The following is a 22,427-nucleotide window of genomic DNA, read 5'->3' on the forward strand; positions in this document are numbered from 1 at the left end:
TGCGGGCCTGACAGGCCCACATTGATAGCCTGACTCCGTTCGACAATCGATTGTCCGCTTCTCGTCGGGCAATGCCGAGAGAATGCGACGCGGAGGGTGATTTCCATCATGAACAGCGACGCCGTCGTTCCGACGCCGACCGGAACGATGGTGGCACAGCGGGTCTTGTTCGACGGGCCGTCACCGCTGGTCAGCGCAGACATGTACGCCGGAATCACCAAGGGATCCGCCGAGCGTTCACGCGCAGCGGTCACGGTGGCCAAACGCAGCGTCGTCTCGACCAACAGCTATTTCGGCCGCTTTCCGGCGAGTTATTGGCAGCGGTGGACCACCGTCACCGAGGTGACGTTCGATGCACGGGTCGACGGTCGGGCGCGACTCGACGTGGTGGCCACCGATTACCTGGGTCGCGAGCGCATCATGGACAGTCGCGCGATCAGCGACGCCGACGACCGCGTGAGCCTCACCGTGCCGACGACGCAGTTCCTCGACGGCGGGGCGCTGTTCGTGCGCATCATGACGTCGGCCGACGAGTTCGTTCTGGACGATGCGACGTGGCGGGTGGCGGCACCGGAACGGATGCGCCCCACCTCGGTGGTGGTGTGCACGTTCAACCGGGCGGACGACTGCGCTGCCACCGTGGCCGCACTGGCGGACGATCCCCTCGCCTTGCGGGACGTCGACCACGTCTACGTCGTCGACCAAGGTACCGACCGGGTCGAGACGCGGGCGGAATTCCAGCGTGTGGCAGGCGATCTGGGAGACAAGCTGGTGTACATCACCCAGCCGAACCTGGGCGGTGCGGGCGGGTTCACCCGCGGTCTGTACGAGGTGCAGGGCAAGGGTGGCGATCCGGCCAACGTGGTGTTCATGGACGACGACGTGTTGTGCGAGCCGGAAGCATTCGTGCGGATGAACGCGTTCGCCAACAAGACGGTGGAGCCGGCCATCGTAGGTGCGCAGATGCTCTACCTGCTGCACCCGGATCGCGTGCACGTCGGGGCCGAGGTGGCGAACCTCCAGCGGCTCGAGGCCGGACTGCACGTCAAGGACGCGTTCGCCGACCGTAGCGTGTTGAAGAAGAAGCAGCAGGAAGTCCGCGTGGACGCGGGCTACAACGGCTGGTGGTCCTGCCTGATCCCGTCCGAGATCGTGGCGGAGGTCGGCTACCCGCTTCCCCTGTTCTTCCAATGGGACGACATCGAGTACGGCTACCGTTCGCGCGCACACGGATTCGCGACGGTCACGCTGCCCGGGGCGGCGGTCTGGCATGCCGATTTCGCCTGGAAGGACTGGGACGAGTGGCACCGCTACTTCAACCTCCGGAACGGCATGATCACGGCCGCACTGCACACCGAACTCGACGGCGTCGCGTTGGCCAAGCAGTTGCGGCGAGATCTGTTGCGGTATCTCGTGTCGATGCAGTACGGCATGGCGTACACCCTCATCAAGTCCGTCGAGGACTTCCTCGGCGGTCCGGCGCTGCTGGCGGACGGCGGCATGGAGGCCGCCGCCGCGATCCGTCGGGAACGCGCCCGCTACGGAGAGACCAAGCGGCACAACGCCAACGACGTTCCAGGGGTCCGTCCCGCGGACATGGTCATCACGCCGGCCGGACCGAATCCCAAGCCCAGCATGGAATGGGCGGTGCTGGCCAAGCGCATCGTGCAGCAGTTCCGCGGCAGGGTTCATCCCGGCCCCGTCGCCATCTCGGCCGACGACGCCCACTGGTGGCACGTCTCGCTCTTCGCTCACGCCGTCGTCACCGACCGGTCGCAGGAGGGTGTCCGCGTACGGGTACGCGACCGTCAGCGGGCGCTGGAGCTGCTGAAGCGCGGTCGCCGGGTGCTGGACCGACTGCGCAAGGAGACGCCGGCGGTGACGCAGGCCTATCGCGCCGCGCGATCCGACCTGACGACGCGCGAGAACTGGGCCCGCCTCTACGGCCTCGACGTCCGTGAGGTCACCCGAGCCTGACGGCCACCTGCTCGTTGTTCGAGGTGTAGGCGAGGTACTCGAAGTCGACGCCGGTTCGGTCGACGAACTCGGTCCACGCCCGGTACTCGTGTGCCTGCCACCCGGGGAAGTTGAAGAACTCGTCGAAGACGATCACCGTGCCCGCCCGGAGACGGGATTCGAGGCGGCGTAGCACGAAGTCGGCCGAGGAGTAGAGGTCGGCGTCGATGTGGACGAACGCCACCGGGCCGCGGTTCTTGGACAGGAACGGGCCGAGCGTCTCCTGGAACAGGCCCCGAACGAGGTGCGCTCCGGGGACCTCGGGCAGCGTGTCCTGTGCGAATGTGCCGGCCTCGAAGCCGGTACGCCAGGTCTCGGGGAGCCCCTCGAACGTGTCGAAGCCCGCCACGACACCGACGTTGGCGTTCGCGGCCCACTGCTCGGCGATGACGTTCAACGTCGTGCCCGTGGCGACCCCGAACTCGAGCGCCATGCCGTCGATCGACACGGCGTCGACGGCGTGCCGCAGGGTGGCGGTGGGGTGGGTGAACGACGGGACCTTCGGCAGGTGCTGCTCGACGAAGTCGGCACTCGACGCGGCCGCCTCGACGTCGGAGGCGAACGGCAGATCACGTCGCATCCGGAACTCGAGGGTGGACACCGATTCCTGGAGCTCGGCGATCGTGCGGGCCTGGCCCACCAGCAGATCCAGCAGCTCGCGGTGCCGACGTTCGGCGCCCTCGGTGGTCTCCGCGACCACCTCGTGCACGGCCCGCACCACCTTCGCGCGCGCCGACGACCGGATGCGCCGACCCCACCTCATCGCGGCCCCCGCACTCGTGTCATGGACACCTACCGTAGTGGACCGCCCGGTCGACCACGCGTCCGGTTCGTCGGGTCAGGGACGGCGGAAGCGCTCGGTCCGACCGAGGGCGCGCAAGCGGCGCCACTCCCGGAGTCCGGCGAGGTCTCGGGTGGTGATCAGGAAGTACCACCCGAACCGAATCCATTCCTGCGGCAGCAGCTTTCGCATGCCCGGCTGGGCGAGGACGTACCCGCGGTTGCGGTAGGTGAAGTACCGCTTCACGGCGTCGTCGGGGTACTGGGTGTGCATGCGACCGCCCAGGATCGGCTTGAACTCGTCGCTGCCGTTGGGATGGAGGTACGCCGTCTGCAGGCACGTCCCGAAGCGCAGCCCGGAGCGGGTGAGGCGACGGTGCACCTCGACCTCGTCGCCACGCACGAACAGGCGCAGATCGGGCACGCCGACGGCCTCGACGGCCGCCGCCGTGAACAGCGCCCCGTTGAACAGCGACGCGTAGGACGGGAGGAACTCCTCCGTTCCCAACTCCGACCGCCATCGCCGCCACGCCGTGCCCCGGCGCAGCGGGAAGGCCAGCCGGTCGGGCTCGTCGATGTCGCAGACGACTGGTGAGACCTCGTCGAGCGCGAGGGTCTCCGCGCAGCGCAGCAGCGTCGCGAGCACGTCCGGACCCTCGGGCCGGCCGTCGTCGTCGGCCAACCAGACGCGGTCGGCACCGAGGGACAGGGCGTAGAGGATGCCGAGGGCGAAGCCGCCGGCGCCGCCGAGATTGTGCTTGCTGCCGAGGTACGTCGTCGCGAGAGGTTGCGACTCGACCAACGCCCGGACGTCGTCCTCGCACGCGTTGTCGACGACGATCAGGTGGTCGAGCGGCCGCGACTGCGACGCCAGGACGGCCAGGGACTCCGCCAACAGTGCCCGACGACGGTGGGTGACGACGACGCCGACGATCGTCTCAGGCACCGCGCTCCCCGTCGCTCCCGGTACCGTCGCCCATTGTGCTGTCGCGCTTGCCGTCGCTCACGGCCAGTTCGCGGAGAATGTGGGCGACGTGGTCACCGGCGTCGTCACCCTCGTAGGCCCGGACCACGTCCTCGATCCCGCCCTGCTGCCGCACCTGGCCATGGTCGATCCACATGGCGGTGTCGCAGAGCTGGGCGAGGAATTCGTTGGAGTGCGAGGCGAAGACGAGGATGCCGGAGCGCTTCACCAGCTCCTGCAGCCGCGTGCGGGCCTTCTTCATGAACTCCGCGTCGACAGCGCCGATTCCCTCGTCGAGCAGCAGGATCTCGGGGTCGATGCTGGTGACCACACCCATGGCGATGCGCACGCGCATGCCGGTGGAGTAGGTGCGCAGCGGCATGTCCAGATAGTCGCCCAGCTCCGTGAACTCGGCGATCTCGTCGATCTTGGACGCCATCTGCTTCCGAGTCTGCCCGAGGAACAGCCCGCGGATGATGATGTTCTCGTAGCCCGAGATCTCGGGGTCCATGCCGACGCCGAGGTCGAAGACCGGCGCCACCCGGCCACGAACGACGGCGCTGCCCCGCGTGGGTTCGTAGATCCCCGCGAGCAGCCGCAGGAGTGTCGACTTGCCGGCGCCGTTGTGGCCGACGAGCCCCACTCGGTCGCCCTCGCGCAAGGACAGGGTGATGTCGCGCAGTGCCTCGACGACGACGACGTCACTGTCGTTGCGGCCGATCGTTCCGCCCGCCTTGCCGAGGAACGCCTTCTTCAGTGAGCGGGTCTTGGCGTCGAAGATGGGGAAGTCGACGCACGCGGAATGCGTGTCGATGCTGACGGTCATGGTCGCGATCTCCGATCAGACCCAGTAGGGCACGCGGGCGCGGAAGGTGCGCATTGCGACCATGGTGAGAGCGATGCCGACCGCGGTGCAGCCCAGCACGATGTACCAGTGATACGCCTGCTGGTCCTCGCCGATCAACGGCGCGCGCAGGATGTCGAGGTAGTGGAACAGCGGGTTGATCTCGACCAGGCGGGCGCGTTGCGCTGCTTCACCGCCCATGGTCTGCAGGTTGGCGGTGGTCCACACGATGGGCGTCATGAAGAACAACAGCGTGACCAGGCTGCCCAGGATCGGCGCGAGGTCGCGGTACCGGGTGGCGACGATCCCGAACAGCAGGGCCACCCACACCATGTTCACGACGATGAGAAGGAACGCCGGAATGGCCGTGATGATGGTCCAGTGCAGCTCCGGCCGGAACACGGCCAACATGACGAGGTAGATCAGCAGGTTGTGCCCGAGCAGCAGCACCTGCCGCCACACCAGGCGGTAGACGTGCACGCTGAGCGCCGAGGGCAGCTGTTTGATCAGCCCCTCGTTGGCGATGAAGACGTCCGCGCCCTCGAGGATCGACGCGCTGATGAGGTTCCAGATGATGAGGCCGACGGTGACGTGCGGCAGGAACGAGCGCAGGTCGATGTCGAGCAGCACGGAGTACAGCAGGCCCATGGCGACGGCCTGGACGCCCGTGGCGATGGTGATCCAGAAGGGGCCGATGACCGATCGGCGGTAGCGCTGCTTGATGTCCTGCCAGCCGAGGCTGAGCCACAGCTCGCGCTGACCGTAGCCCTCGCGCAGGTCACGAACCGCCCGGCGATAGGTCTGGGAGTCCGACGCGGGTTCGCCGCCGGTGTCCGAGTCGATCGCTGGTGCTACCACGACGGACGAGAGTACCCGTCAGAGATATTGACCGGTGCCCTGGTTGTGCTGGGCCGGACCGCCCCCACCGATGGCGACGCCGGGCGGGAGTGCCCCTTGCCGCATCTGCTCGAGCTGGGCCCGCGCTGCCATCTGCTGAGCGAACAGTGCCGTCTGGATGCCGTGGAACAACCCTTCCAGCCACCCGACGAGCTGCGCCTGTGCGATCCGCAGCTCCGCGTCCGACGGCACCGCGTCCTCGCCGAACGGGAGGGCCAGGCGCTCGAGCTCGTCCCGCAGTTCCGGCGCGAGCCCCTGCTCGAGCTCGCGGATCGACGACGTGTGGATCTCCTTGAGACGAGTGCGGCTGGCGTCGTCGAGAGGAGCGGCCCGCACCTCCTCGAGCAGCTGCTTGATCATGGTGCCGATGCGCATGACCTTGGCCGGCTGCTCGACCATGTCGGCCAGCGACTCGCTGTCGTCGTCGTCGGACGAGTCGGCTCCCGTGACGTTCGCCCGGGCCGCCGCGGCCGCCGCTTCGCGAGGGCTGAGGGCGATCGGCTGCCCATCCGGGCCGATGACGACGACGTGGTCGGACCCGTCACCGTCGGTGGAAGCGGAGGATTCCGAACCGGAAGGTGTGGTCATGACTCCATCTTGACCCGGGTCACCGACAGGACAGAAGGCGGCCGACCCTCCGACCCACCGAGGAGTCGCCGACGACGCCTAGAGTGTTCGGCATGACCTACGACGTCGCCCGCGTACGAGGGCTCTTTCCCTCGCTCGGCGACGGCTGGATACATCTCGATCCGCAGCTGGGTGCGCAGATTCCGGACCGCGTCGCGACGGCGGTGTCGACGACGTTCCGGAATTCGGCCACGTCCCACTCCTCTCGGTATCCCGCGGCGCGTCGCAGCACGCAGGCGGTGGAGGAGGCCCGGCAGGCCGTCGCAGATCTGGTCGGAGGCTCACCCGAGGGGGTGGTGCTGGGCCCGGATCACTCGGTGCTTCTCGCGTGGCTCGCCGAAGCGTTGAGTACGCGACTGGGTCTCGGCACCGGCATCGTGCTCTCCCGGCTGGACGACGAGGCCAACGTCGCGCCGTGGCTCCGCATCGCCAACCGGTACGGCGCGCAGGTCCAGTGGGCCGAGGTCGACATCGAGACGTGCGAGTTGCCGACGTGGCAGTTCGACGAGCTCGTGGCCGCCAACACGCGGTTGGTGGCCGTGACGGCGGCGTCCTCGCTGGTCGGGTCGGCGCCCGACGTGCGCGTGGCCGCGGATCTGGTGCACGACGTCGGTGGGCTGATGGTCGTCGACGCGTCCGGCGCCGCGCCCTACGCGGTGCTGGACCTCGAAGACCTCAAGGCCGACGTGGTCGCAGTGAACGCGGCGGCCTGGGGCGGCCCGCGGGTCGGCGCGCTGGTGTTCCGCGATCCCGGCCTGCTCGATCGGCTGCCGTCCATCGCGCTGGACCAGCAGTCCACCGGACCCGCGCGGCTCGAACTCGGCGGACTGCACTACTCGCTGCTCGCCGGGGCCACCGCGTCCATCGACTGCCTCGCGTCGCTCGACGAGGGGGCGCAGGGAACACGTCGGCAGAAGCTCGAGATGTCCATCGGATCGCTCCAGGACTATCACGATTCCCTGTTCGCCTACCTCCTGGACCGGCTCGACCGGCCGCATCTGATGACGATCGGAACCGCGGCGAGCCGAGTGCCGTGCGTGAGCATCAGTGTCGACGGGGTCGAATCGGACAAGGTGGCGGCCCGCCTGGCCGACCACCGCATCGACGTCGTCTCCGGAGTCCACGGCGGCAGCCGCCTGCTCGAAGCGCTGGGTGTCGCCGATGCCGGGGGAGCGATCACGGTGGGTCTCGCGCCGTACACCACCCGGCACGAGATCGACCAGCTCGCGTCGGTGTTGGACTCGATGGCCTGAGGCGCGGTGTGGTCGGCCCCGAAGTCGATCACCGCACTCGCAGGATCACCTTGCCGGCCGTGGAGTGCTCGTCGAGCAGACGGTGTGCCCGGGGTGCCTCGGCGATCGGAACCTGCTCGTGCACAACGGGAGTGACCGACCCGTCGGCGATCATCGGCCACACGCGCTCACGGACCTGCCGCACGATCTCGGCCTTGCCGCCCGGCCCCGTCACGGGACGCGCCCGCAGTCCCGCGCAGTGCACACTCCCGCGGCGCGCCATCAGCGCGGCGAAGTCGAACTCCGCCTTCCGCCCGCCCTGCATGCCGATCGTGACGAGCCGCCCGTCCATGGCGAGGGCGGACACGTTGCGAGACAGGTACTTCGCGCCCATGTTGTCGAGGATCACGTCGGCGCTGTGCCCGTCGGTGGCCTCGCGGAGGGTGTCGACGAAGTCCTGCTCCTTGTAGTCGATCAGAATGTCGGCACCGAAGGACCGACACGTCTCGAGCTTCTCGGCGGAGCCCGCGGTCACCGCGACCCGCGCGCCCAGGGCCTTGGCGACCTGGATCGCGTGCGTGCCGATTCCGCTTCCGCCGCCGTGGATCAGCAGCGTGTCACCCGCACCGAGCCCGCCGTACATGACGACGTTCGACCACACCGTGCAGGCCACCTCCGGTAGCGACGCCGCGACCGCGAGATCGACGCCGTCGGGAACCGGGAGGACCTGCTCCGCGGGGACGACGACGCGCTCGGCGTAGCCGCCGCCGGCCAGGAGGGCGCACACCTCCTCGCCTACCTGCAGTCCCGTGACGCCGTCACCGAGCGCCTCGATCACCCCGGAGCACTCGAGGCCGAGAATTTCGGAGGCCCCCGGTGGCGGTGGGTAATTGCCCTGTCGCTGCTGCAGATCCGCGCGATTGACCCCGGCCGCGGTGACGGCGATGGCCACCTCGCCCGCTCCGGGCGAGGGATCGGCCGCCTCGGCCCAGACCATGACGTCGGGATCGCCGTACTCGGTCAGCGTGATCGCATGCATGATTGTCAGAGTAGGCCCGCCGGGTGATCCGGGGTCAGATCCGCGTGGAGTCCGCCCAGATGTCGACGTCGGCATCCGGGGCGTGCGCGTCGATACGCGACAGTTCGTCGTCGTCGAAATCGAGGCGTTGGAGTGCCGCGACGTTGTCCTCGAGTTGGTCGACCGACGACGCGCCCAGCAGCACCGTCGTCACCCGCCGGTCGCGCAGCGCCCACGCGATCGCCATCTGCGCGAGGCTCTGGCCACGCGACGACGCGATGTCGTTCAGCGCGTTCAGGTTCTCCCGGATCTCGTCGGTCAGCCACTCCGGATTCAGTGACTTGCCCTGCGCCGCACGGGAATCCTCGGGAACACCGTCGAGATACTTGTCGGTCAGCATGCCCTGCGCCAACGGTGAGAAGGCGATGACGCCGACGCCGAGCTCGTCCACGGTCGGCAGCAGATCCGACTCGATCCACCGGTTCACCATGGAGTAACTGGGCTGGTGGATCAGCAGCGGCACACCCGCGTCGGAGAGCAGCGACGCCATCTGCCGGGTGCGGGCGGCGGAGTAGGAGCTGATGCCGGCGTAGCGTGCCTTGCCCTGCTGCACCGCACTGATCAGCGCACCCGCGGTCTCCTCGACGGGTGTCTCGCGGTCGGCGCGGTGGCTGTAGAAGATGTCGACGCAGTCCAACCCCATGCGCTCGAGCGAACGGTCCAGGGAGGACAGCAGGTACTTGCGCGAGCCGCCGAATCCGTAGGGCCCCGGCCACATGTCCCACCCGGCCTTCGTCGAGATCACCAGTTCGTCGCGATAGGGACCGAAGTCCTCCTTCAGGATTCGCCCGAAATTGATCTCGGCGCTGCCGGCCGGAGGACCGTAGTTGTTGGCCAGATCGAAGTGGGTGATGCCCAGGTCGAACGCCCGGCGCAGCACCGCGCGCTGGGTGGCCAGGGGCTTGTCGTCGCCGAAGTTGTGCCACAGTCCGAGCGAGATGGCGGGAAGCTTCAGGCCCGAGGCGCCGGTGCGGCGGTAGGGCATGTGCTCGTAACGGTCGGCGGCAGCGACGTAGGGATCGGGCATGCCTGCCATCCTGCCGGACCGGGCGCGCTGCGCGGCGAGAAACGCGTGCGGCGGGCGCGCCCGAGCGGTTAGCGTTCGACGGGTGAGTGCATTCGGCAACTTCCAGAACGAGATCTACCTGACGGGCCTCGGCGGAACCGCGCCGGACCTCCCCACCACCGCCGCCGGGCTCGAGGCCCGGGCTCGCGAGACCCTGTCGGCCGCCGCGTTCGCGTACATCGCCGGGAGCGCGTCCACCGAGCGCACGGCCGTCGGCAACGTCGAGGCGTTCGGCCGGCACCGCATCGTGCCGCGCATGTGGCGCGGAGCGAGCGCGCCCGACGCCCGCGACCTCTCCGTCGACCTGTTCGGACTGCGTCTCGACGCGCCGATCCTCACGGCACCGATCGGGGTGCTCGGCATGGTGCATCCCGACGCCGAACCCGCCGTCGGCTCGGTGGCCACCGAGCTCGGTGTCGGCTCCGTGCTGTCGACGGCCTCGTCCACCCCCATCGAGGAGGTCGCGGCCGTGTCCGGGGAGAACTGGTGGTATCAGCTCTACTGGCCCGCCGACGAGGGCGTCGCCGAATCGCTCGTCCGTCGCGCCACCGCCGCCGGCGCCAAGGCGATCGTGGTCACCGCCGACACCCCCGGAATGGGGTGGCGCCCGCGCGATCTCGACCTCGGTCACCTGCCGTTCCTGAAGGCGCAGGGCATTGCCAACTATCTGTCCGATCCGGTGTTCCGATCGCGTCTCGCCGCGCCGCCCGAGTCGAGCGACGAAGCCCTGCAGATCGCGGTGCTCACCTGGGTGGGAATGTTCGGCAACCACACGCTCCGCCCCGCCGACATCGCCCGCGTGAAGGAGTGGACCCACCTGCCCGTCCTGGTCAAGGGCATCCTGCATCCCGACGACGCGCGCGCCGTCGTCGACGCCGGAGCGGACGGCGTCGTCGTGTCGAATCACGGTGGGCGGCAGGTGGACAACGCCATCGCCGCCGTCGACGCACTCGGCCCCGTCGCCGACGCGGTGGGGGACTCGTCCACGGTGCTGCTGGATTCCGGAATCCGTTCCGGCGCCGACATTCTCGTGGCTCTGGCGTTGGGCGCCGACGCGGTGCTCTACGGCCGCCCGTGGGTCTACGGCCTGGGCCTGGCGGGCCGCGACGGTGTCCAGCACGCCCTGCGCTGCATCCTCGCCGACCTCGACATCACCATGGGTCTCGCCGGTCTGACCTCCCTCGCCGAGGTGGATCGCAGCATCCTCGCGGGTGGGTGAGGAAGGGGCGTCCTCGGGCACTAGTATTCCGAGGTGATCGACCTGGAAGCGTGGCAGAGCGGCCTAATGCACTCGCCTTGAAAGCGAGAGACGTGTAACAGCGTCCGGGGGTTCAAATCCCTCCGCTTCCGCCACCGCGACAGCCCCCGAATCGCGCTATCCGCGCAGTTCGGGGGCCTTTTTGCGTCAGGGTAGCGGTGGGGTGGTCACTCCACTGCCCACAGTTTGCCCACACCTGCGGCAGATGCAGCGCGATCGAGCGCGGTGCCGACGGCCTCGAGGTCGTCGTCGAACAGGTCCGCGTAGACGTCGAGCGTCATCGCCGCGGAGGCGTGCCCGAGCATCCTCTGTAGCGCCTTCACGTTCGCGCCGGCGGACACGGCGAGCGACGCAGCGGTGTGCCGGAGGTCGTGCGGCGTCAGCCGCGGCACGCCGGCCTTCGAGACTGCCCGGGTGAACCAGCCAGTCGAGCTGACGGACCGCCGTAGGTAGGCCCCATTCGGCCCAGGGAAGACCAGATCGTCCAAGCCCTTCCCCTCACACTGGCGGGCCAGCACTGCCACCAGGAAGGCCGGTACGGGCACCGAGCGCTGCTCGTGCGACTTCGGGGTGCCGACGTGGACCACGTTATCGACCTGGACGGCGTTGTCGACTACCGCGAGCCGGCCGCGGAGCAGGTCGAGGTGACGCACGCGCAGGCCGATCGCCTCACCCCACCGCAGCCCGCAGTAGGCCAGCACCAGCACCAGCGCGCGGTGCTGGCCGGCCGCCGCGGCGAGCTGCGCGACCTGCTCGTGCGAGAGGTACACCCGGACGGCCTTCCGTCCCTTGCGGGGCAGGTTCTCGTCGCCGCGCGCGGGGTTCTTCGCCAGGCGCCGCGCCTTCACCGCCGAATCGAGGATCCCGGCCAGCACGCCGTACGCGCGGATCACCACGGTGGCGCCGCTGCCGGAGCGCACCATCGCCGCGATCCACGACTCCACCGCGTCGAGGTCCACGTCGGTCAGTCGGCGGTCGCCCCACCGCGGTTCGACGTGCACCCGCCACGACGTCTCAAGCGAGCGATACGCCGACGGCTTGAGGGTGGATTCCTTGCGCTGCAACCACTCCGGCCCCAGCTCGGCGAGCGTGATCCGGCCGAGCTTCGGCGGCACGTACTCGCCGCGCATCTTCTCGACCTCGACCGTGGCCGCGAAGTCCTGCGCCAGGCGCTTCGAGGTGAACCCACGCTTGTCGGTCTGGCGACGATCGGGTGTCCGGTACCGGACGCGCCAGCGCTTGCCGGCGGCGGTGTCGTAGGACTCAATCGTCGCCATCTGAACTCCCACTGCTGGTTCCGGGGACCAGGAGGTTCACGAGGTCCTCGGGTTTGAAGGAGCCCGCACCCTGCGCAACGATCGTGATTGCCCGGGCGATCAGATCCGCCGGCTGCTCGTCCATCTGCGGAGCGATCATCGTGCTCCACCAGGAGGCGTTGGCGGTCTCTGGGGAAGGCGGCGCGTGCATCGACGTCCATAGCTGGCTGGCCGCGACCTCTCCGAATCCTGTTGCGTGAACTGCTGTTTCGGCGCTCTCGGCACTCGGGAAGAGCAGCGCGACCGGCGACACGCTCAGGGCAGCCGCGAGCGCCATGAGGTCGTCGACATCGACCCGGCGAGCACCCCGTTCGATCTCGCTGATCGTGTTGTGCGCTATCGGCCGTTCGGTGTTCGATAGCCGATCGGCAACGTCGCGAAGGGTCAACCCCTGCTCGCGCCGCACGCGTGCGACGTTCTCGCGCACGGTTCGACCGGTGGGCCCCAGTTCAACACGCCTTGTCGCCATGTTGCAGATATTAGGTCGGAGCTTGCAGCACTCAAACGTTGCGCTAAGAATAAGCATGACCCGACCAGCATTCAGCGATATGCAGAACGGACAAAACATGACCACCGAAACGAAGTCACCTTTGGCTACCGCCGCGGAGGCTGCCACTTACTTGCGGTCCACCACACAGAAGCTCGCTGAACACCGGTATCGCGGGACCGGGCCGCGCTTCGTCAAGCACGGGCGCACGGTTCTCTACCGCTGGGCCGACCTCGAGGCGTACTTGGAGGCACACACCTTCCAGCGCACCGACGACCGACCGGTATCCGCGTGATCAGCGAGCAGCCCGCCAACGAGAACGCCCCCGACGCCGGCCAGGGCATCGAGGGCAGCAGTTCCAGCAACCACGACAGGAGCAGAACCGTGTCCGACCATACCCCGACCACCTCTCTCACCCCGCCGACCTGGTGGAGGCCGGGCGACTACAACGAGGCCGCGACCCTGCGTGGCGTCCCCAACATCGATTGGGAGCGCGAGATCCCCTGCGAATCGGACACGGTGCGCATCTCGCTACTGGCGAGCGACACGTTCGACGGCGCCACATTCGTGCGGACCGTGGAGACGATCGAGGTCTCGGCGATGCGTGTTCGCGACGGGTCGATCGGGTTCGCCGAGGCGCTGCGCATCAGCGATGCGCTTCGGGCCGCGGCCGCGATCTTCGCGGGCGGTGAACAGTGAGCGCGCGGTTGCGGTCGGTGCCGACTGGCGGGGAGCCGACGGACAGAGACCTCGAGGACTACGAGGTGTTCCTGCTCGGCGCGGGGGTGTCCGACAAGCGCCGTCGTGAGGCCCTGATTGCCCTGACCGCGTTCGAGCGCTTCCTCGGGCTGGCCGCGTACCTCGCGCGGCCGGTCGACGTCTCACGCTTCCTCGGTCGACCGCACCTGTCACCAGGATCGCGGCACACCTACTTCGGCGTGCTGCGCTCCTACTTCCGCTGGCACATCAGTGTCCATCCTGACCACGCTGACCCCACCGCGGCGCTTCCTCGACCGCGGCAACCCAGTGGCATTCCGAAACCGCTCACACAGGCGCAGTTCGAGACGCTGTTGCGGACGCCGATGCACCGCAAGACGCACGCGATGATCCTGCTCGCCGCGCTGGCCGGCCTCCGCGTCCACGAGATCGCCAAGGTGCGCGGTGAGGACGTCGACCTCGACGAGCGGACGATGTTCGTCTACGGCAAGGGCCAGAAGGAAGCCCTGATCCCCCTGCATCCGCAGCTGGTCGTGCTCGCCGAAACGATGCCGCGGCAGGGCTATTGGTTCCCCGCGAACAGTCGAGGATCCGGGCCGGTGAGGCCGGGATCGGTCGGCCGGACGATCGGCAACGCAATGGACCGGGCGCAGATTCCCGGCAGCGCTCATTCCCTCCGGCACTGGTTCGCCACCACGCTGGTTCGCAGCGGATCGGATCTGCGGACCGTCCAGACACTGATGCGACACGGCTCGTTGCAGACGACTCAGCGATACGTCGAGGTTGACGCCGATGCCCAGGTGCGCGCGCTCGACCGTCTGGTGCTGCCAACGTGCGACAGGTCCGCGTCCGGCGCGCGGTCGCAGGAGCAACTCGCTACGCGGGCCCCGGGGCGCCCTGGTGGCTGGTCGGCAGGGAGGGGCTCGGCGACATGAACCACGACGTCGAACTCGCACTGTTGCGAATCAAGGAGCTGAACGTGGCCCTCGACGCCGCCAGGGACCAATACCGCGCCGCGTGTGAGGCAGCGCTAGCCGACGCCCCGGCCGGCTTCGACGGCCTGGAGGTGCCCGACTGGGACGCGGACGGTGGGGATCTGGTGCGAGAGTGGGTGATCGGGTTCGACTTCGGACACCGCATCTATGTGGTCGACCGCATCGGACCGGACGGTTACGAACGGCGCGGACCCCTGGTGCAGTTCGCCGCGTACCTGCCCCCGATGTCGGTCAGCCTCGGGAAGGTCCACCTGTTGGCCGAGTCGATCGCGAGTGTCGTCGACAAGGTGGCCGAGATCGAAGCGGCGCAGGCGTCGAGAGACGAGAGCGACGGATGACCGATCGCCTCGAAGAGCTCGCGCGGCCGGCCGGAGGCGGTGACCCGGCGGACGAGTTCCTCTCGGTCCGCCCCGACGTCGTTCGCGCGCTTCGAGGCGGCAACGCGGCCTTGCTGTACGCGCTCGTCGAGTACCGGTGCAGAGTGCCCGGCGGCGATCGCGTCGAGGACGGTGGCGGGCGCTGGTGGAGGGCTACGCAAGGCGCCCTGTCGCACGACACCGGGCTGACGGTGGACCAGGTTCGCAAGACGGTGGCGGCGCTCCAGAAGGCCGGCGTTCTGGAGGTCGAGAAGCACCGAACCATGGGGTCCAGCGACCACACGGCGTCGTATCGCGTCTTGCCTCTACCTGCGATTCGGTCGATCGCCCACATCGAATCGGGCGATCGACCGAATCGCAGGTCAGACCGCATGGGCGATCGCCCACATCTTTCCTCTCTCCTAAGAAGTTGAAAGAAGGGGGCGCGCGCGAGGGCGGGACCGCAGCTCCCGACCGTGCGGAAGAACCACCCCCACGAACCTGCCCGCAGCACCCCGCGGGGACGCCCGACGCGTGCCGCGCATGCGGCGATGCGCGGCGCACGCGTCAGGAGTGGGACGCCCGTCGCGAAGCCGAGCGGGCGGCAGTCATGCGCGACCGACGACGGGCGATCGACACGTGCCCGCACTGCGACGAGACCGGACTGCGAATCGAGCCCCCCGAGGTCCGTGATTACGACCTACCGGCCGTCCGTTGCGACCACACCCCGATGCCCGCCGAGGCCTGGCTCGCGCACCTCCGAAAGGACGAGCGATGACACACGATCGGACAGGCGAGGTCATCGACCTCGACGCCCGCGGCGGCCACGACCCCCGGTGCAGACGCGGATGGCTGGGTGAGGACGGCGACGGCCATCCGATCCCGTGCTTGGTGTGCCGGCCGCACCTCGCGCGGACCTCCCGGGTGAACACCGTCGAGGAACGAGCCTGGAGCCGCCGTGCCGTCCGGTAGCCGCATCGTCCGCCCGCCCTCCGCGGAACAGGTCGCCGAGACCGTGGCCCACCTCGACCGAATCCGCGCTCCCCGAGACACCAGTGGGCCCGAGGCGGCAAGGCTGCTGCGGGCGGCCGGCATCGCCACCAGCACCACGCGCGCGGCGCTCGCAGCTCGACAGCGACGGGGGTCCCTCGCCGTCGCACGGGCCGCCCCACTCGCTCCCGCGAGCCCTCACGGCCCCGACCCCGTGCCCGAGGCCGCGGTGCTCGCTGTCGGGCTCGAGGACGCCGCGTGCCGCGGCCTGCAACCGGCGTTCGACGCCGAGGTCCACGGCGAGACCGGCGACCAGGCCGACGAGCGGCTACGCGGCGCGATCGCGGTGTGCCGACGCTGCCCGGTCACCGACGCCTGCGACGCTGCCCGGCGCGTCCTGCCGCCCCGCCTGGTGCGCGGCGTGTGGGCGGGCGAGCTGTTCGGCCGGGACTGGCCATGACCGCGCGGCCGGCGGGCGCGTACGTGCACGGCATCGACGGGCCGGTGGTGCTGGTCCCGGCGCGCGTCGCGGCGTGGATCGAGGCGAACACCTCGATCGAGGCTCTGCGCGTGGCCGCTCGTGGCACCGACACCGAAGTCGATGCCGTGCTGCTCGCACTCCACGAAGCCGCATTGCGTTCCCGCAGTAGCGGAAGCGAGCGGAAGCACCTCACCTGCGACGCTTCCGCAGACGCGGAAATCCGTTTGCAAACTCCGACGACGCATGGTGATCTGGTGGAGCTGTTGAGCACCCCGGAAACCGCGACGGTGACGGGATTGAGCGACCGGGCGATCCGGTACGCGATAACCAGTGGGCAACTCAGCGGAATCCGAAGAGGCGCAAAGTGGTTCGTGCGGCGGTCAGACGCCGAGCGGTTCCGTAACGAGCGCCTCGAACTCTGATCCGAAGGGCCGCGGCCGATGCCACCCATCGCAGTCGACGAGCTGGACGCCACGCTGAGTCGGCGTGACGCAGCCGATCGTGTCGCTCGTATCGCGTCGGCGGCTCGCCACAACCGCGTGCCCGATCGAGGCCAGGCCGACGCCCTCCACCTGCTCCGCCGCGCACGCGTCGTCGGCGACGCGATCCTCGAACAGGAACTCATCGCGGGGGCCGGCGCGTTCGGATGGCCCGACGTCCTCACGGAACTTCCCTCGACCGCATCCCCGAGTCGGCCAGATGAACGCCGCTTCGGGTCGAGTGGAGAACGGCAGCAGCTCCGGACGTGGAAGGTCCGCGACGCGCGCCGCGGCCCCGTCGAGGCGACTCGGCGGGGCCCTTTACTTCTGCGACAGAAAGCGAGAGTTGTTGTGACACAGAGCGAAGCGGAAGCCAGGCGTCAGATTGCGCGTGGGTTCGACGCAACCACCCCCAATCGCACGATGGACGAACGGATCGCGGCGCAGTACGACCCCGCCAAGGACGCGGAAGCCGCTCACCTCCGGTCCCTCGAGGAGCGCGGCGTCAGTCTTACTCCCGCGATGCGCATGGCGATGGGCTACCAGGAATCCGCCAAGCAGGCTCACGACCGCGTATCCGAAGAGGAGCGAAACCGATGATCGACGAGCCCGCCACCAACGAGGAGCTTCAGGCCGAGCAGGACGAACTCGTTCGGCAGCAACAGGAGGCGCAGGCCAAGGCCGATCGAATCGCCACCGAACTCGGCACGCGCGCCAGGGCGAAGGCGGCCAGACTCGCGGCCGCCCAGAAAGATCACGCGCAGGGCGTGTACGACCGGGCCGGCGACGTCGACACCGAACTCCAGGCGGTGAGCACCGAAGCCTTCGAGGAGTTCGGCCGAGCGGTCGCGGCCGGCGACCTGAACGCGGCGGCGACCGCATTCGTCGAGCACCGCGCTGCCCGTACCGCGCAGTACCACGCGCGCACGGCGGCGGGGGTGGCCACGCGAACGATCGGGGCGCAGAACAGTCCGGTGGCGGAGACGGAGGGGCTGCTGCGCGGCGTCGAGTTCCTCGACGAGCTGGCCCGGCTCATCGAAAGTCGGTACCTCGACCGGGCACAGGAGCTGCTCGCCGAGCGAGTGCCCGAGCCGCCGACCGAGGTCGCGTGACCATGGCCGTCGATGCACTCGACCCCGGCCCCCGCGGCGACTACCCGTACCTACCGCGCAACCCCGACGGCTCGCTGGATTCCAACCTGATGCCGGTCGGTGAGCGTCTCCGCAGAGGCCGGGACGGTCAACTGCTGATCATCGACGTGACCCCGACCGTCGCCGACGGCCGCAAGGTCACCGAGATCCCACCGCCGGCACCGTGATGCCCCGCGCCCGTGAGCGCGTCTGCTCCACCCCCGGCTGCCCGGCCATGCAGCCCGAGGCCCTCTGCCCTGCTCACCGGACAGCACGTGAGCAGGGCAGAGGAACCAAGCAACAGCGTGGCTACGACGCCGAGCACGACCGAGAGCGCCGACGCTGGGCACCGCGAGTCGCGGCCGGCCACGTTCGCTGCTGGCGCTGCGGGCAACGCATCGCGCGCGGTGCAGCGTGGGACCTCGGGCACGACGACCACGACCGCACGAGGTACCGCGGCCCCGAGCACGTGGTGTGCAACAGGGCCACCGCGGGACGCTGAAGGGTCACGCCGAGTTGTACGTTCCACGCAGCGAGTTGATGGCATCTGTGAAGAGCCGGGCGAACTCGCGCATCTCACGTTCGGTGATAGGGCTTGCGTGCGCAAAGGCCATGCGGCCGCCAACGTTGTTATTGACGGCCATCAGTGATTCATAGGCAGTTTCGTAGTCCAGTAGAAGCATCATGGCCGCGACAGTGGTCAGCTCAGCGCGGGCGTTTTCAACACCCTTCTTGGCCTCAACAACGAGCGCTCTCGCCGCTTGCTCGGTTGCAGTCTTCGGAGCCGGCCGATCGGCAAACTCTTCGGCCAGTCGGTCAAGGTCGATGTAGCAAGTCCTCAGTCCAATGAGTGCGCTCATCGCCCGGCCCAGCATCTCGAAGGACACCTGACGGCGGTGCTTGTCGGCCTCCAAACGAGCGGCGGAGGCGAGTTCCTCGGTGTACTTCGTCTTCTCGAAGAGCAGTTGCCGCGCGAACTTTCGCCGCTCATCCAGGCGCGTTGCGGCCTGACCGTTGAAAGCCAGGATCGCCGCGACTACCAGGAACGGTCCGCTGATCGAAGCTGCGATCACCGCCGCCTGAGCCTGGGTCAGGTCCCACCCCGCCAGGTGATGCCAGACCGACCCGATACCAATGACTAGCAGAGGTGCCGCCAGGGCGAGGGTAAGGGCACGTGCGATCCGCATGCGCGAATTATCCCCTGCTGGGTGGGGGGCACCCCCTAACGGGCTGGGGGGGCGAACCGCGGGGGAGGGCGCTGACCCGCGCGGAGGGTTCAAGAAACGCGGGCGGGGCACTGTTCAGCTCCGATCCAGCGATCGGGGTGGGGTTCCACATATGAGCCAGACTCTGAACGCGACTGCCGAGATGCTCGCACGCACAACGTCGTTGGTCGTGCAGAGCGTCGCTCGCGAGACCGGCTCTCAGCTCACTGAGCGGGTGGCCGTCGTCGCCGAGCTGCTGCGTGACGACCGCCATCCGGCTGTCTCCGAGGAGCTGAAGGCAGCACTTCGCTCGCTGTTCGACGGCGTGGTGGGGTTCACGGACTACGTCAGCGCGCTGCAAGATCAGGTCGCGGCGTGCAAGGCGCTGCACGAGCTCGCCGCCGATGGAGTGCCGGCCGCAGCCGCGTTCGACGGGCTGCTCGCGCACTACTCGGTGACCGCGACGTCGGGCGACCTGACGGAGCTCTGACCGCCGTGCGCAGCTTCCCGGTCATCGTCCACCCGCGCAACAACGAGCGCATCAAGCCGGTCGTGGACTTCGCCGACGCCCGCCAGCTCGCCGAGCGGGCATGGCGTAAGAGTGGCATCTGCGACCAGTACCGCCACCTCCAGCGCTTCACCGCTGCCGAGGCCGGCCGCGAGGACCGTGAGGCGTACCTGGTGCCGGTCGCGCATCCCGCCGGCCACGACGCGTCGGCGTCCGACGATCCCGTGGTGCTCGTCGACAAAGCGACCGGGACGGTGACCTACGTCGACCCGGCCGGCGCCGCGTGCCGCCTGGAGAAGATGACCGTCGTCGCCGCCCGGTAGGGGTGGGGAGGGTCCCTTCCGACCGCGGGGGGACGAACTGCGGGGGAGGGCGCTGATCCGCGCAGAGGGTTAGAAAAAACCTAGTCGTCGGTCAGGGGCGTTCGGTCGAGCATGCCGAGCGACCACCCGGTGACCTGATCCAGACGGCCTCGCCAGGCGTCGAGTCGGATCTGCTGCGTGCCCTCGTAAATCGTGACATTCAGAAGGTGTACGAACTTCGTGCGCACCAGCTCGCGCTCGAAGTGAAGTTCGTCCGTCGCTACCGACTGGTAGTGCTCGATCTGCTCGTCATACAGCCACTCGAAGCCGGAAGCGGAGAGTTTGTCTCGGACGTGCTTGAAGTACCGCAGTCCGGAAACCAGGTGTCCACTGACAACGTTCCCCTGCACCGTGAAGGTGATGCCAGCCTCACCTTCCGGCGAGCGATTCAGCAGTATGACGAGCTTGGCCAGCGGCACGTCTGGCGGCAGCTCCGTCAGTTCGACCTCCTGCTCGATGTCTTCCGGTGTGTCGGTATCTGAGGGTGCGGCGGGGTCCGTCATGGCTATGCGCTCCTTATCGTGGGTCTTCACTGTGTCAGGAGGTTGTGACATCCGCAGGGAACCCCTCCGCGAGACGACGACGCACCATGCACCGCGAAACCTGAACCACAGGCTTGTAAGTTCAGGTTTGTAGCCTCCAACCGGAGTGTTACGCATGATGTAACTGAAAACCTGAACGGCTCGTCGAACGTTCAGGTTTTGTGGCCTAAACTGGAATCATGGATGTTGACGGCCTCAGGAAATCGCCGGTCGGGAAGCTGGCTCCGATCTCCGGTACCGACCCGCGAACCGGCCGAGACTGGTCGTACTGGGCGTTCATCCCGACACCGCTGCCCGAGGAACCACGGCTCGGCAGCCGGGCTGCAAACGTCGCCGCCATGGCAGCGATGGAGGTCGCCCGGTTGGACCAAGCGGTGTCACAGCTCCCGCGGCCGGAGATCCTCGTGCGGCCATCTGTTCGTCGAGAGGCGGCCAGCACGTCGGCGCTCGAAGGCACCTACGCCAGCTTTGACGACGTGCTTGAAGCGGACTTCCTAGAAGATCGGCAACTCTCTGTCGAGCAGAGAGAGATCCGCAACTACGTGACGGCGACTGAACAGGCAGTCGAACTAATCAAGTCGTACCCAATCAGTCGAAACTTGGCCGGCAAGCTGCAAGCCACCATCGTCCGAGGAACAGAGGGTGACAGTTACGACGCTGGTGACATCAGACAGCGGCAGGTCGCAATCGGCCCGAAGAACAGACCCATCGAAGAAGCTCGGTTCGTGCCGACACCCGGCGACAGCCGTCTCGCCGATGGGGTGAGCGACTGGGAGAAGTGGGTCAACAGAGACGACCAGTTCATGATTGTTGCCCGAATGGCCATGGCGCACTACCAGTTCGAGACTCTGCATCCGTTCGCGGACGGTAATGGACGGCTCGGTCGTCTCATCGCCATCCTTCAGCTCATGCAAGACGGCGTTCTTCGATGGCCGGTGCTGAACCTGGCACCGTGGCTGGAGCAGCATCGCGACGAGTATCAGCAGGGGTTGTTGAACGTCACCATGACGGGTGAGTTCGATCCGTGGGTCGAGTTCTTCGGCGAGGCGGTGCGGGTACAGGCGAGAGCAGGCGTCGAGAAGATCACCCAGTTGCTTCGACTTCGCGACACGATTCTCGATGACCTCAGGGCTGACGGGGTGAAGGGAACCGCACTGCACCTCGCCGAGTTCCTCATCGGCTATCCCGTGCTCGACGTCCCGACGGCACGCATCCTGACAGGCAAGGGCTTCGAGACCGCGAACCAAGCTGTCGCGAAACTGGTGGACAAGGGCCTACTGACGGAGATCACCGGCAAGAAGCAGAACAGGCTCTTTGCGTGCCGCCAGGTCCTTGGCGTGACCCAGTTCTTGGTGTGATTGCGTCCGCCCACACTTTGCCCACACTCGCCCACGATCTAGAGCGATCCTGTGCAATTGGGTGAGACGTAAAACCGCAGATCAAGCACCAATACTGCCGTGACCTGGGGGTACCGGAAGGGTTCAAATCCCTCCGCTTCCGCCACCCACCTGCGCAGGTTCCGGTCGCCTGCACGGGTTGCAGCCGGTGAGGTTGGCTGCAACCTGAGCAGGTGCCGCCACTGGTTCCATCTGCGCAGCTTCTGGTCACCTGGACGGGTTGCAACCGGTGAGGGTTGCGGAAACCTGAGCAGGTGCGGCTCCGGGCGGTACTTGCTCCCCTTTCCGCATCGTGCTCCTGTTGTAACCGGAGCAAGTGGCTGGAGCAGGAGCAAGTTCGGGCCGGCGCCTGCAGCACCCCCACCTGCGCAGCTTCCGGTCACCTGCACGGGTTGTAACCGGTGAGGGTGGCGGAAACTTGAGCAAGAGCGGCTCCGGGCGGTACTTGCTCCCCTTTCTGCATCTTGCTCCTGTTGTAACCGGAGCAAGTGGCTGGAGCAGGAGCAAGTTCGGGCCGACGCCTGCCGAACACCACCTGCGCAGGTTCCGGTCACCTGGACGGGTTGCAACCTGTGAGGGTGGCGGAAACCTGAGTAAGTGCGGCTCCGGGCAGTACTTGCTCCCCTTTCCGCAGCGTGCTCCTGTTGTAGCCGGAGCAAGTGGCTGGAGCAGGAGCAAGTTCGGGCGGGCGCCCGGTGCA

Annotated in this window: 27 protein-coding genes and 1 tRNA gene; 17 read left to right on the forward strand and 11 right to left on the reverse strand. The window is 68.1% G+C overall.

Annotated elements, in window-relative coordinates:
• The first annotated feature begins 108 nt into the window (after positions 1–108).
• Entirely contained in the window at positions 109–1,977 is a 1,869-nt protein-coding gene (locus RC2_RS15760) for a glycosyltransferase (protein ID WP_068149091.1), read from the forward strand.
• Here RC2_RS15760 and RC2_RS15765 read toward each other — a convergent pair.
• From RC2_RS15765 to RC2_RS15785, 5 genes are all read right to left on the reverse strand, one after another.
• Entirely contained in the window at positions 1,964–2,779 is an 816-nt protein-coding gene (locus RC2_RS15765; protein ID WP_068149053.1) for a class I SAM-dependent methyltransferase, read from the reverse strand. The two genes, RC2_RS15760 and RC2_RS15765, sit on opposite strands and share 14 nt — an antisense overlap.
• Positions 2,780–2,854: 75 nt before the next feature.
• Positions 2,855–3,742 (reverse strand): galactofuranosyltransferase GlfT1, encoded by an 888-nt coding sequence (gene glfT1 / locus RC2_RS15770; RefSeq protein ID WP_068149055.1) that lies wholly within the window; start codon positions 3,740–3,742, stop codon positions 2,855–2,857.
• Complete coding sequence (gene wzt / locus RC2_RS15775; RefSeq protein ID WP_068149058.1) at positions 3,735–4,586, reverse strand: galactan export ABC transporter ATP-binding subunit Wzt/RfbE; 852 nt, start codon at positions 4,584–4,586, stop codon at positions 3,735–3,737. Before wzt ends, glfT1 begins: the two co-directional genes overlap by 8 nt.
• Before the next feature lie 15 nt (positions 4,587–4,601).
• Positions 4,602–5,462 (reverse strand): galactan export ABC transporter permease subunit Wzm/RfbD, encoded by an 861-nt coding sequence (gene wzm / locus RC2_RS15780; protein ID WP_068149059.1) that lies wholly within the window; start codon positions 5,460–5,462, stop codon positions 4,602–4,604.
• A gap of 18 nt (positions 5,463–5,480) precedes the next feature.
• The gene (locus RC2_RS15785) at positions 5,481–6,089 is read right to left on the reverse strand and encodes a bacterial proteasome activator family protein (protein WP_068149061.1); all 609 of its coding nucleotides are present in this window, start codon (positions 6,087–6,089) and stop codon (positions 5,481–5,483) included.
• A gap of 92 nt (positions 6,090–6,181) precedes the next feature.
• Here RC2_RS15785 and RC2_RS15790 point away from each other — a divergent pair, with 92 nt between their 5' ends.
• A complete protein-coding gene (locus RC2_RS15790) occupies positions 6,182–7,381 on the forward strand; it encodes a cysteine desulfurase-like protein (RefSeq protein ID WP_068149097.1) in 1,200 nt (399 codons plus the stop codon).
• A gap of 28 nt (positions 7,382–7,409) precedes the next feature.
• Here RC2_RS15790 and RC2_RS15795 read toward each other — a convergent pair whose 3' ends face one another.
• Complete coding sequence (locus tag RC2_RS15795; RefSeq protein WP_068149063.1) at positions 7,410–8,399, reverse strand: NAD(P)H-quinone oxidoreductase; 990 nt, start codon at positions 8,397–8,399, stop codon at positions 7,410–7,412.
• Positions 8,400–8,433: 34 nt separating this feature from the next.
• Entirely contained in the window at positions 8,434–9,465 is a 1,032-nt protein-coding gene (mgrA, locus tag RC2_RS15800; protein WP_139277432.1) for an L-glyceraldehyde 3-phosphate reductase, read from the reverse strand.
• An 82-nt stretch (positions 9,466–9,547) separates the two neighbouring features.
• On the opposite strand from mgrA, the gene RC2_RS15805 reads away from it, so the two are divergent.
• Complete coding sequence (locus RC2_RS15805; protein ID WP_068149067.1) at positions 9,548–10,723, forward strand: alpha-hydroxy-acid oxidizing protein; 1,176 nt, start codon at positions 9,548–9,550, stop codon at positions 10,721–10,723.
• Between the two features lie 44 nt (positions 10,724–10,767).
• Positions 10,768–10,857, forward strand: a tRNA-Ser gene (locus tag RC2_RS15810).
• 72 nt (positions 10,858–10,929) lie between these two features.
• Here the strand turns inward: RC2_RS15810 and RC2_RS15815 are convergent.
• Positions 10,930–12,039, reverse strand: coding sequence for a tyrosine-type recombinase/integrase (locus RC2_RS15815; protein ID WP_068149068.1), 1,110 nt, complete (start codon positions 12,037–12,039; stop codon positions 10,930–10,932).
• A complete protein-coding gene (locus tag RC2_RS15820; RefSeq protein WP_068149069.1) occupies positions 12,026–12,505 on the reverse strand; it encodes a helix-turn-helix domain-containing protein in 480 nt (159 codons plus the stop codon). Before RC2_RS15820 ends, RC2_RS15815 begins: the two co-directional genes overlap by 14 nt.
• A 139-nt stretch (positions 12,506–12,644) precedes the next feature.
• On the opposite strand from RC2_RS15820, the gene RC2_RS15825 reads away from it, so the two are divergent.
• The 10 genes from RC2_RS15825 (at position 12,645) to RC2_RS15870 (ending at position 17,901) form a co-directional block, all read left to right on the forward strand.
• Positions 12,645–12,860 (forward strand): helix-turn-helix domain-containing protein, encoded by a 216-nt coding sequence (locus tag RC2_RS15825; protein WP_068149100.1) that lies wholly within the window; start codon positions 12,645–12,647, stop codon positions 12,858–12,860.
• Complete coding sequence (locus tag RC2_RS15830; RefSeq protein ID WP_068149071.1) at positions 12,857–13,264, forward strand: hypothetical protein; 408 nt, start codon at positions 12,857–12,859, stop codon at positions 13,262–13,264. The genes RC2_RS15825 and RC2_RS15830 overlap by 4 nt, the downstream gene beginning before the upstream one ends.
• 65 nt (positions 13,265–13,329) lie before the next feature.
• Complete coding sequence (locus RC2_RS19215; protein ID WP_245811149.1) at positions 13,330–14,217, forward strand: tyrosine-type recombinase/integrase; 888 nt, start codon at positions 13,330–13,332, stop codon at positions 14,215–14,217.
• Positions 14,214–14,615: a hypothetical protein gene (locus RC2_RS15840; RefSeq protein WP_068149075.1), complete on the forward strand. Its 402-nt coding sequence runs from the start codon at positions 14,214–14,216 to the stop codon at positions 14,613–14,615. Before RC2_RS19215 ends, RC2_RS15840 begins: the two co-directional genes overlap by 4 nt.
• On the forward strand, positions 14,612–15,067 hold the full coding sequence (locus RC2_RS15845) for a hypothetical protein (RefSeq protein ID WP_072681616.1): 456 nt from the start codon (positions 14,612–14,614) through the stop codon (positions 15,065–15,067). Before RC2_RS15840 ends, RC2_RS15845 begins: the two co-directional genes overlap by 4 nt.
• 524 nt (positions 15,068–15,591) lie before the next feature.
• The gene (locus RC2_RS15855; protein WP_068153513.1) at positions 15,592–16,083 is read left to right on the forward strand and encodes a WhiB family transcriptional regulator; all 492 of its coding nucleotides are present in this window, start codon (positions 15,592–15,594) and stop codon (positions 16,081–16,083) included.
• Entirely contained in the window at positions 16,080–16,526 is a 447-nt protein-coding gene (locus RC2_RS15860) for a helix-turn-helix domain-containing protein (protein WP_068153509.1), read from the forward strand. The genes RC2_RS15855 and RC2_RS15860 overlap by 4 nt, the downstream gene beginning before the upstream one ends.
• Positions 16,527–17,006: 480 nt before the next feature.
• On the forward strand, positions 17,007–17,183 hold the full coding sequence (locus RC2_RS18980) for a hypothetical protein (protein WP_156509794.1): 177 nt from the start codon (positions 17,007–17,009) through the stop codon (positions 17,181–17,183).
• Positions 17,180–17,695: a hypothetical protein gene (locus tag RC2_RS15865; protein WP_068153506.1), complete on the forward strand. Its 516-nt coding sequence runs from the start codon at positions 17,180–17,182 to the stop codon at positions 17,693–17,695. Before RC2_RS18980 ends, RC2_RS15865 begins: the two co-directional genes overlap by 4 nt.
• A gap of 2 nt (positions 17,696–17,697) precedes the next feature.
• Positions 17,698–17,901, forward strand: coding sequence for a hypothetical protein (locus tag RC2_RS15870; RefSeq protein ID WP_068153503.1), 204 nt, complete (start codon positions 17,698–17,700; stop codon positions 17,899–17,901).
• 318 nt (positions 17,902–18,219) lie between these two features.
• Here RC2_RS15870 and RC2_RS15880 read toward each other — a convergent pair whose 3' ends face one another.
• Positions 18,220–18,900 carry a hypothetical protein gene (locus RC2_RS15880; RefSeq protein ID WP_068153500.1) on the reverse strand — a complete coding sequence of 227 codons (681 nt, stop codon included), beginning with the start codon at positions 18,898–18,900 and terminating at the stop codon, positions 18,220–18,222.
• Positions 18,901–19,051: 151 nt separating this feature from the next.
• Between RC2_RS15880 and RC2_RS15885 the strand changes: the two genes are divergently transcribed.
• Together RC2_RS15885 and RC2_RS15890 are read left to right on the forward strand one after the other, a co-directional pair.
• Positions 19,052–19,408 carry a hypothetical protein gene (locus RC2_RS15885; RefSeq protein ID WP_068153601.1) on the forward strand — a complete coding sequence of 119 codons (357 nt, stop codon included), beginning with the start codon at positions 19,052–19,054 and terminating at the stop codon, positions 19,406–19,408.
• 5 nt (positions 19,409–19,413) lie between these two features.
• Complete coding sequence (locus tag RC2_RS15890; protein WP_072681618.1) at positions 19,414–19,749, forward strand: hypothetical protein; 336 nt, start codon at positions 19,414–19,416, stop codon at positions 19,747–19,749.
• 80 nt (positions 19,750–19,829) lie between these two features.
• Here the strand turns inward: RC2_RS15890 and RC2_RS15895 are convergent, their stop codons facing one another.
• The gene (locus RC2_RS15895) at positions 19,830–20,291 is read right to left on the reverse strand and encodes a GvpU-like protein (RefSeq protein WP_072681620.1); all 462 of its coding nucleotides are present in this window, start codon (positions 20,289–20,291) and stop codon (positions 19,830–19,832) included.
• A gap of 218 nt (positions 20,292–20,509) precedes the next feature.
• Between RC2_RS15895 and RC2_RS15900 the strand changes: the two genes are divergently transcribed.
• On the forward strand, positions 20,510–21,688 hold the full coding sequence (locus RC2_RS15900; RefSeq protein WP_072681622.1) for a Fic family protein: 1,179 nt from the start codon (positions 20,510–20,512) through the stop codon (positions 21,686–21,688).
• Positions 21,689–22,427 lie beyond the last annotated feature (739 nt).

Origin of the sequence: Rhodococcoides corynebacterioides NBRC 14404, assembly GCF_001894765.1 — a bacterium.
Classification (GTDB): Bacteria; Actinomycetota; Actinomycetes; order Mycobacteriales; family Mycobacteriaceae; genus Rhodococcoides; species Rhodococcoides corynebacterioides.

Bases quoted from the DNA above. Each gene is read 5' to 3' on its own strand.
- mgrA (WP_139277432.1), bottom strand. From the start codon at position 9,465: ATGCCCGATCCCTACGTCGCTGCCGCCGACCGTTACGAGCACATGCCC.
- RC2_RS15870 (WP_068153503.1), top strand. From the start codon at position 17,698: ATGGCCGTCGATGCACTCGACCCCGGCCCCCGCGGCGACTACCCGTAC.
- RC2_RS15765 (WP_068149053.1), bottom strand. From the start codon at position 2,779: ATGAGGTGGGGTCGGCGCATCCGGTCGTCGGCGCGCGCGAAGGTGGTG.
- RC2_RS15795 (WP_068149063.1), bottom strand. From the start codon at position 8,399: ATGCATGCGATCACGCTGACCGAGTACGGCGATCCCGACGTCATGGTC.
- RC2_RS15885 (WP_068153601.1), top strand. From the start codon at position 19,052: ATGAGCCAGACTCTGAACGCGACTGCCGAGATGCTCGCACGCACAACG.
- RC2_RS15845 (WP_072681616.1), top strand. From the start codon at position 14,612: ATGACCGATCGCCTCGAAGAGCTCGCGCGGCCGGCCGGAGGCGGTGAC.
- RC2_RS15760 (WP_068149091.1), top strand. From the start codon at position 109: ATGAACAGCGACGCCGTCGTTCCGACGCCGACCGGAACGATGGTGGCA.
- RC2_RS15895 (WP_072681620.1), bottom strand. From the start codon at position 20,291: ATGACGGACCCCGCCGCACCCTCAGATACCGACACACCGGAAGACATC.
- RC2_RS15790 (WP_068149097.1), top strand. From the start codon at position 6,182: ATGACCTACGACGTCGCCCGCGTACGAGGGCTCTTTCCCTCGCTCGGC.
- RC2_RS18980 (WP_156509794.1), top strand. From the start codon at position 17,007: ATGGACGAACGGATCGCGGCGCAGTACGACCCCGCCAAGGACGCGGAA.
- RC2_RS15840 (WP_068149075.1), top strand. From the start codon at position 14,214: ATGAACCACGACGTCGAACTCGCACTGTTGCGAATCAAGGAGCTGAAC.
- RC2_RS15880 (WP_068153500.1), bottom strand. From the start codon at position 18,900: ATGCGGATCGCACGTGCCCTTACCCTCGCCCTGGCGGCACCTCTGCTA.
- RC2_RS15860 (WP_068153509.1), top strand. From the start codon at position 16,080: ATGACCGCGCGGCCGGCGGGCGCGTACGTGCACGGCATCGACGGGCCG.
- RC2_RS15865 (WP_068153506.1), top strand. From the start codon at position 17,180: ATGATCGACGAGCCCGCCACCAACGAGGAGCTTCAGGCCGAGCAGGAC.
- RC2_RS15815 (WP_068149068.1), bottom strand. From the start codon at position 12,039: ATGGCGACGATTGAGTCCTACGACACCGCCGCCGGCAAGCGCTGGCGC.
- RC2_RS15825 (WP_068149100.1), top strand. From the start codon at position 12,645: ATGACCACCGAAACGAAGTCACCTTTGGCTACCGCCGCGGAGGCTGCC.
- wzt (WP_068149058.1), bottom strand. From the start codon at position 4,586: ATGACCGTCAGCATCGACACGCATTCCGCGTGCGTCGACTTCCCCATC.
- RC2_RS15900 (WP_072681622.1), top strand. From the start codon at position 20,510: ATGGATGTTGACGGCCTCAGGAAATCGCCGGTCGGGAAGCTGGCTCCG.
- RC2_RS15785 (WP_068149061.1), bottom strand. From the start codon at position 6,089: ATGACCACACCTTCCGGTTCGGAATCCTCCGCTTCCACCGACGGTGAC.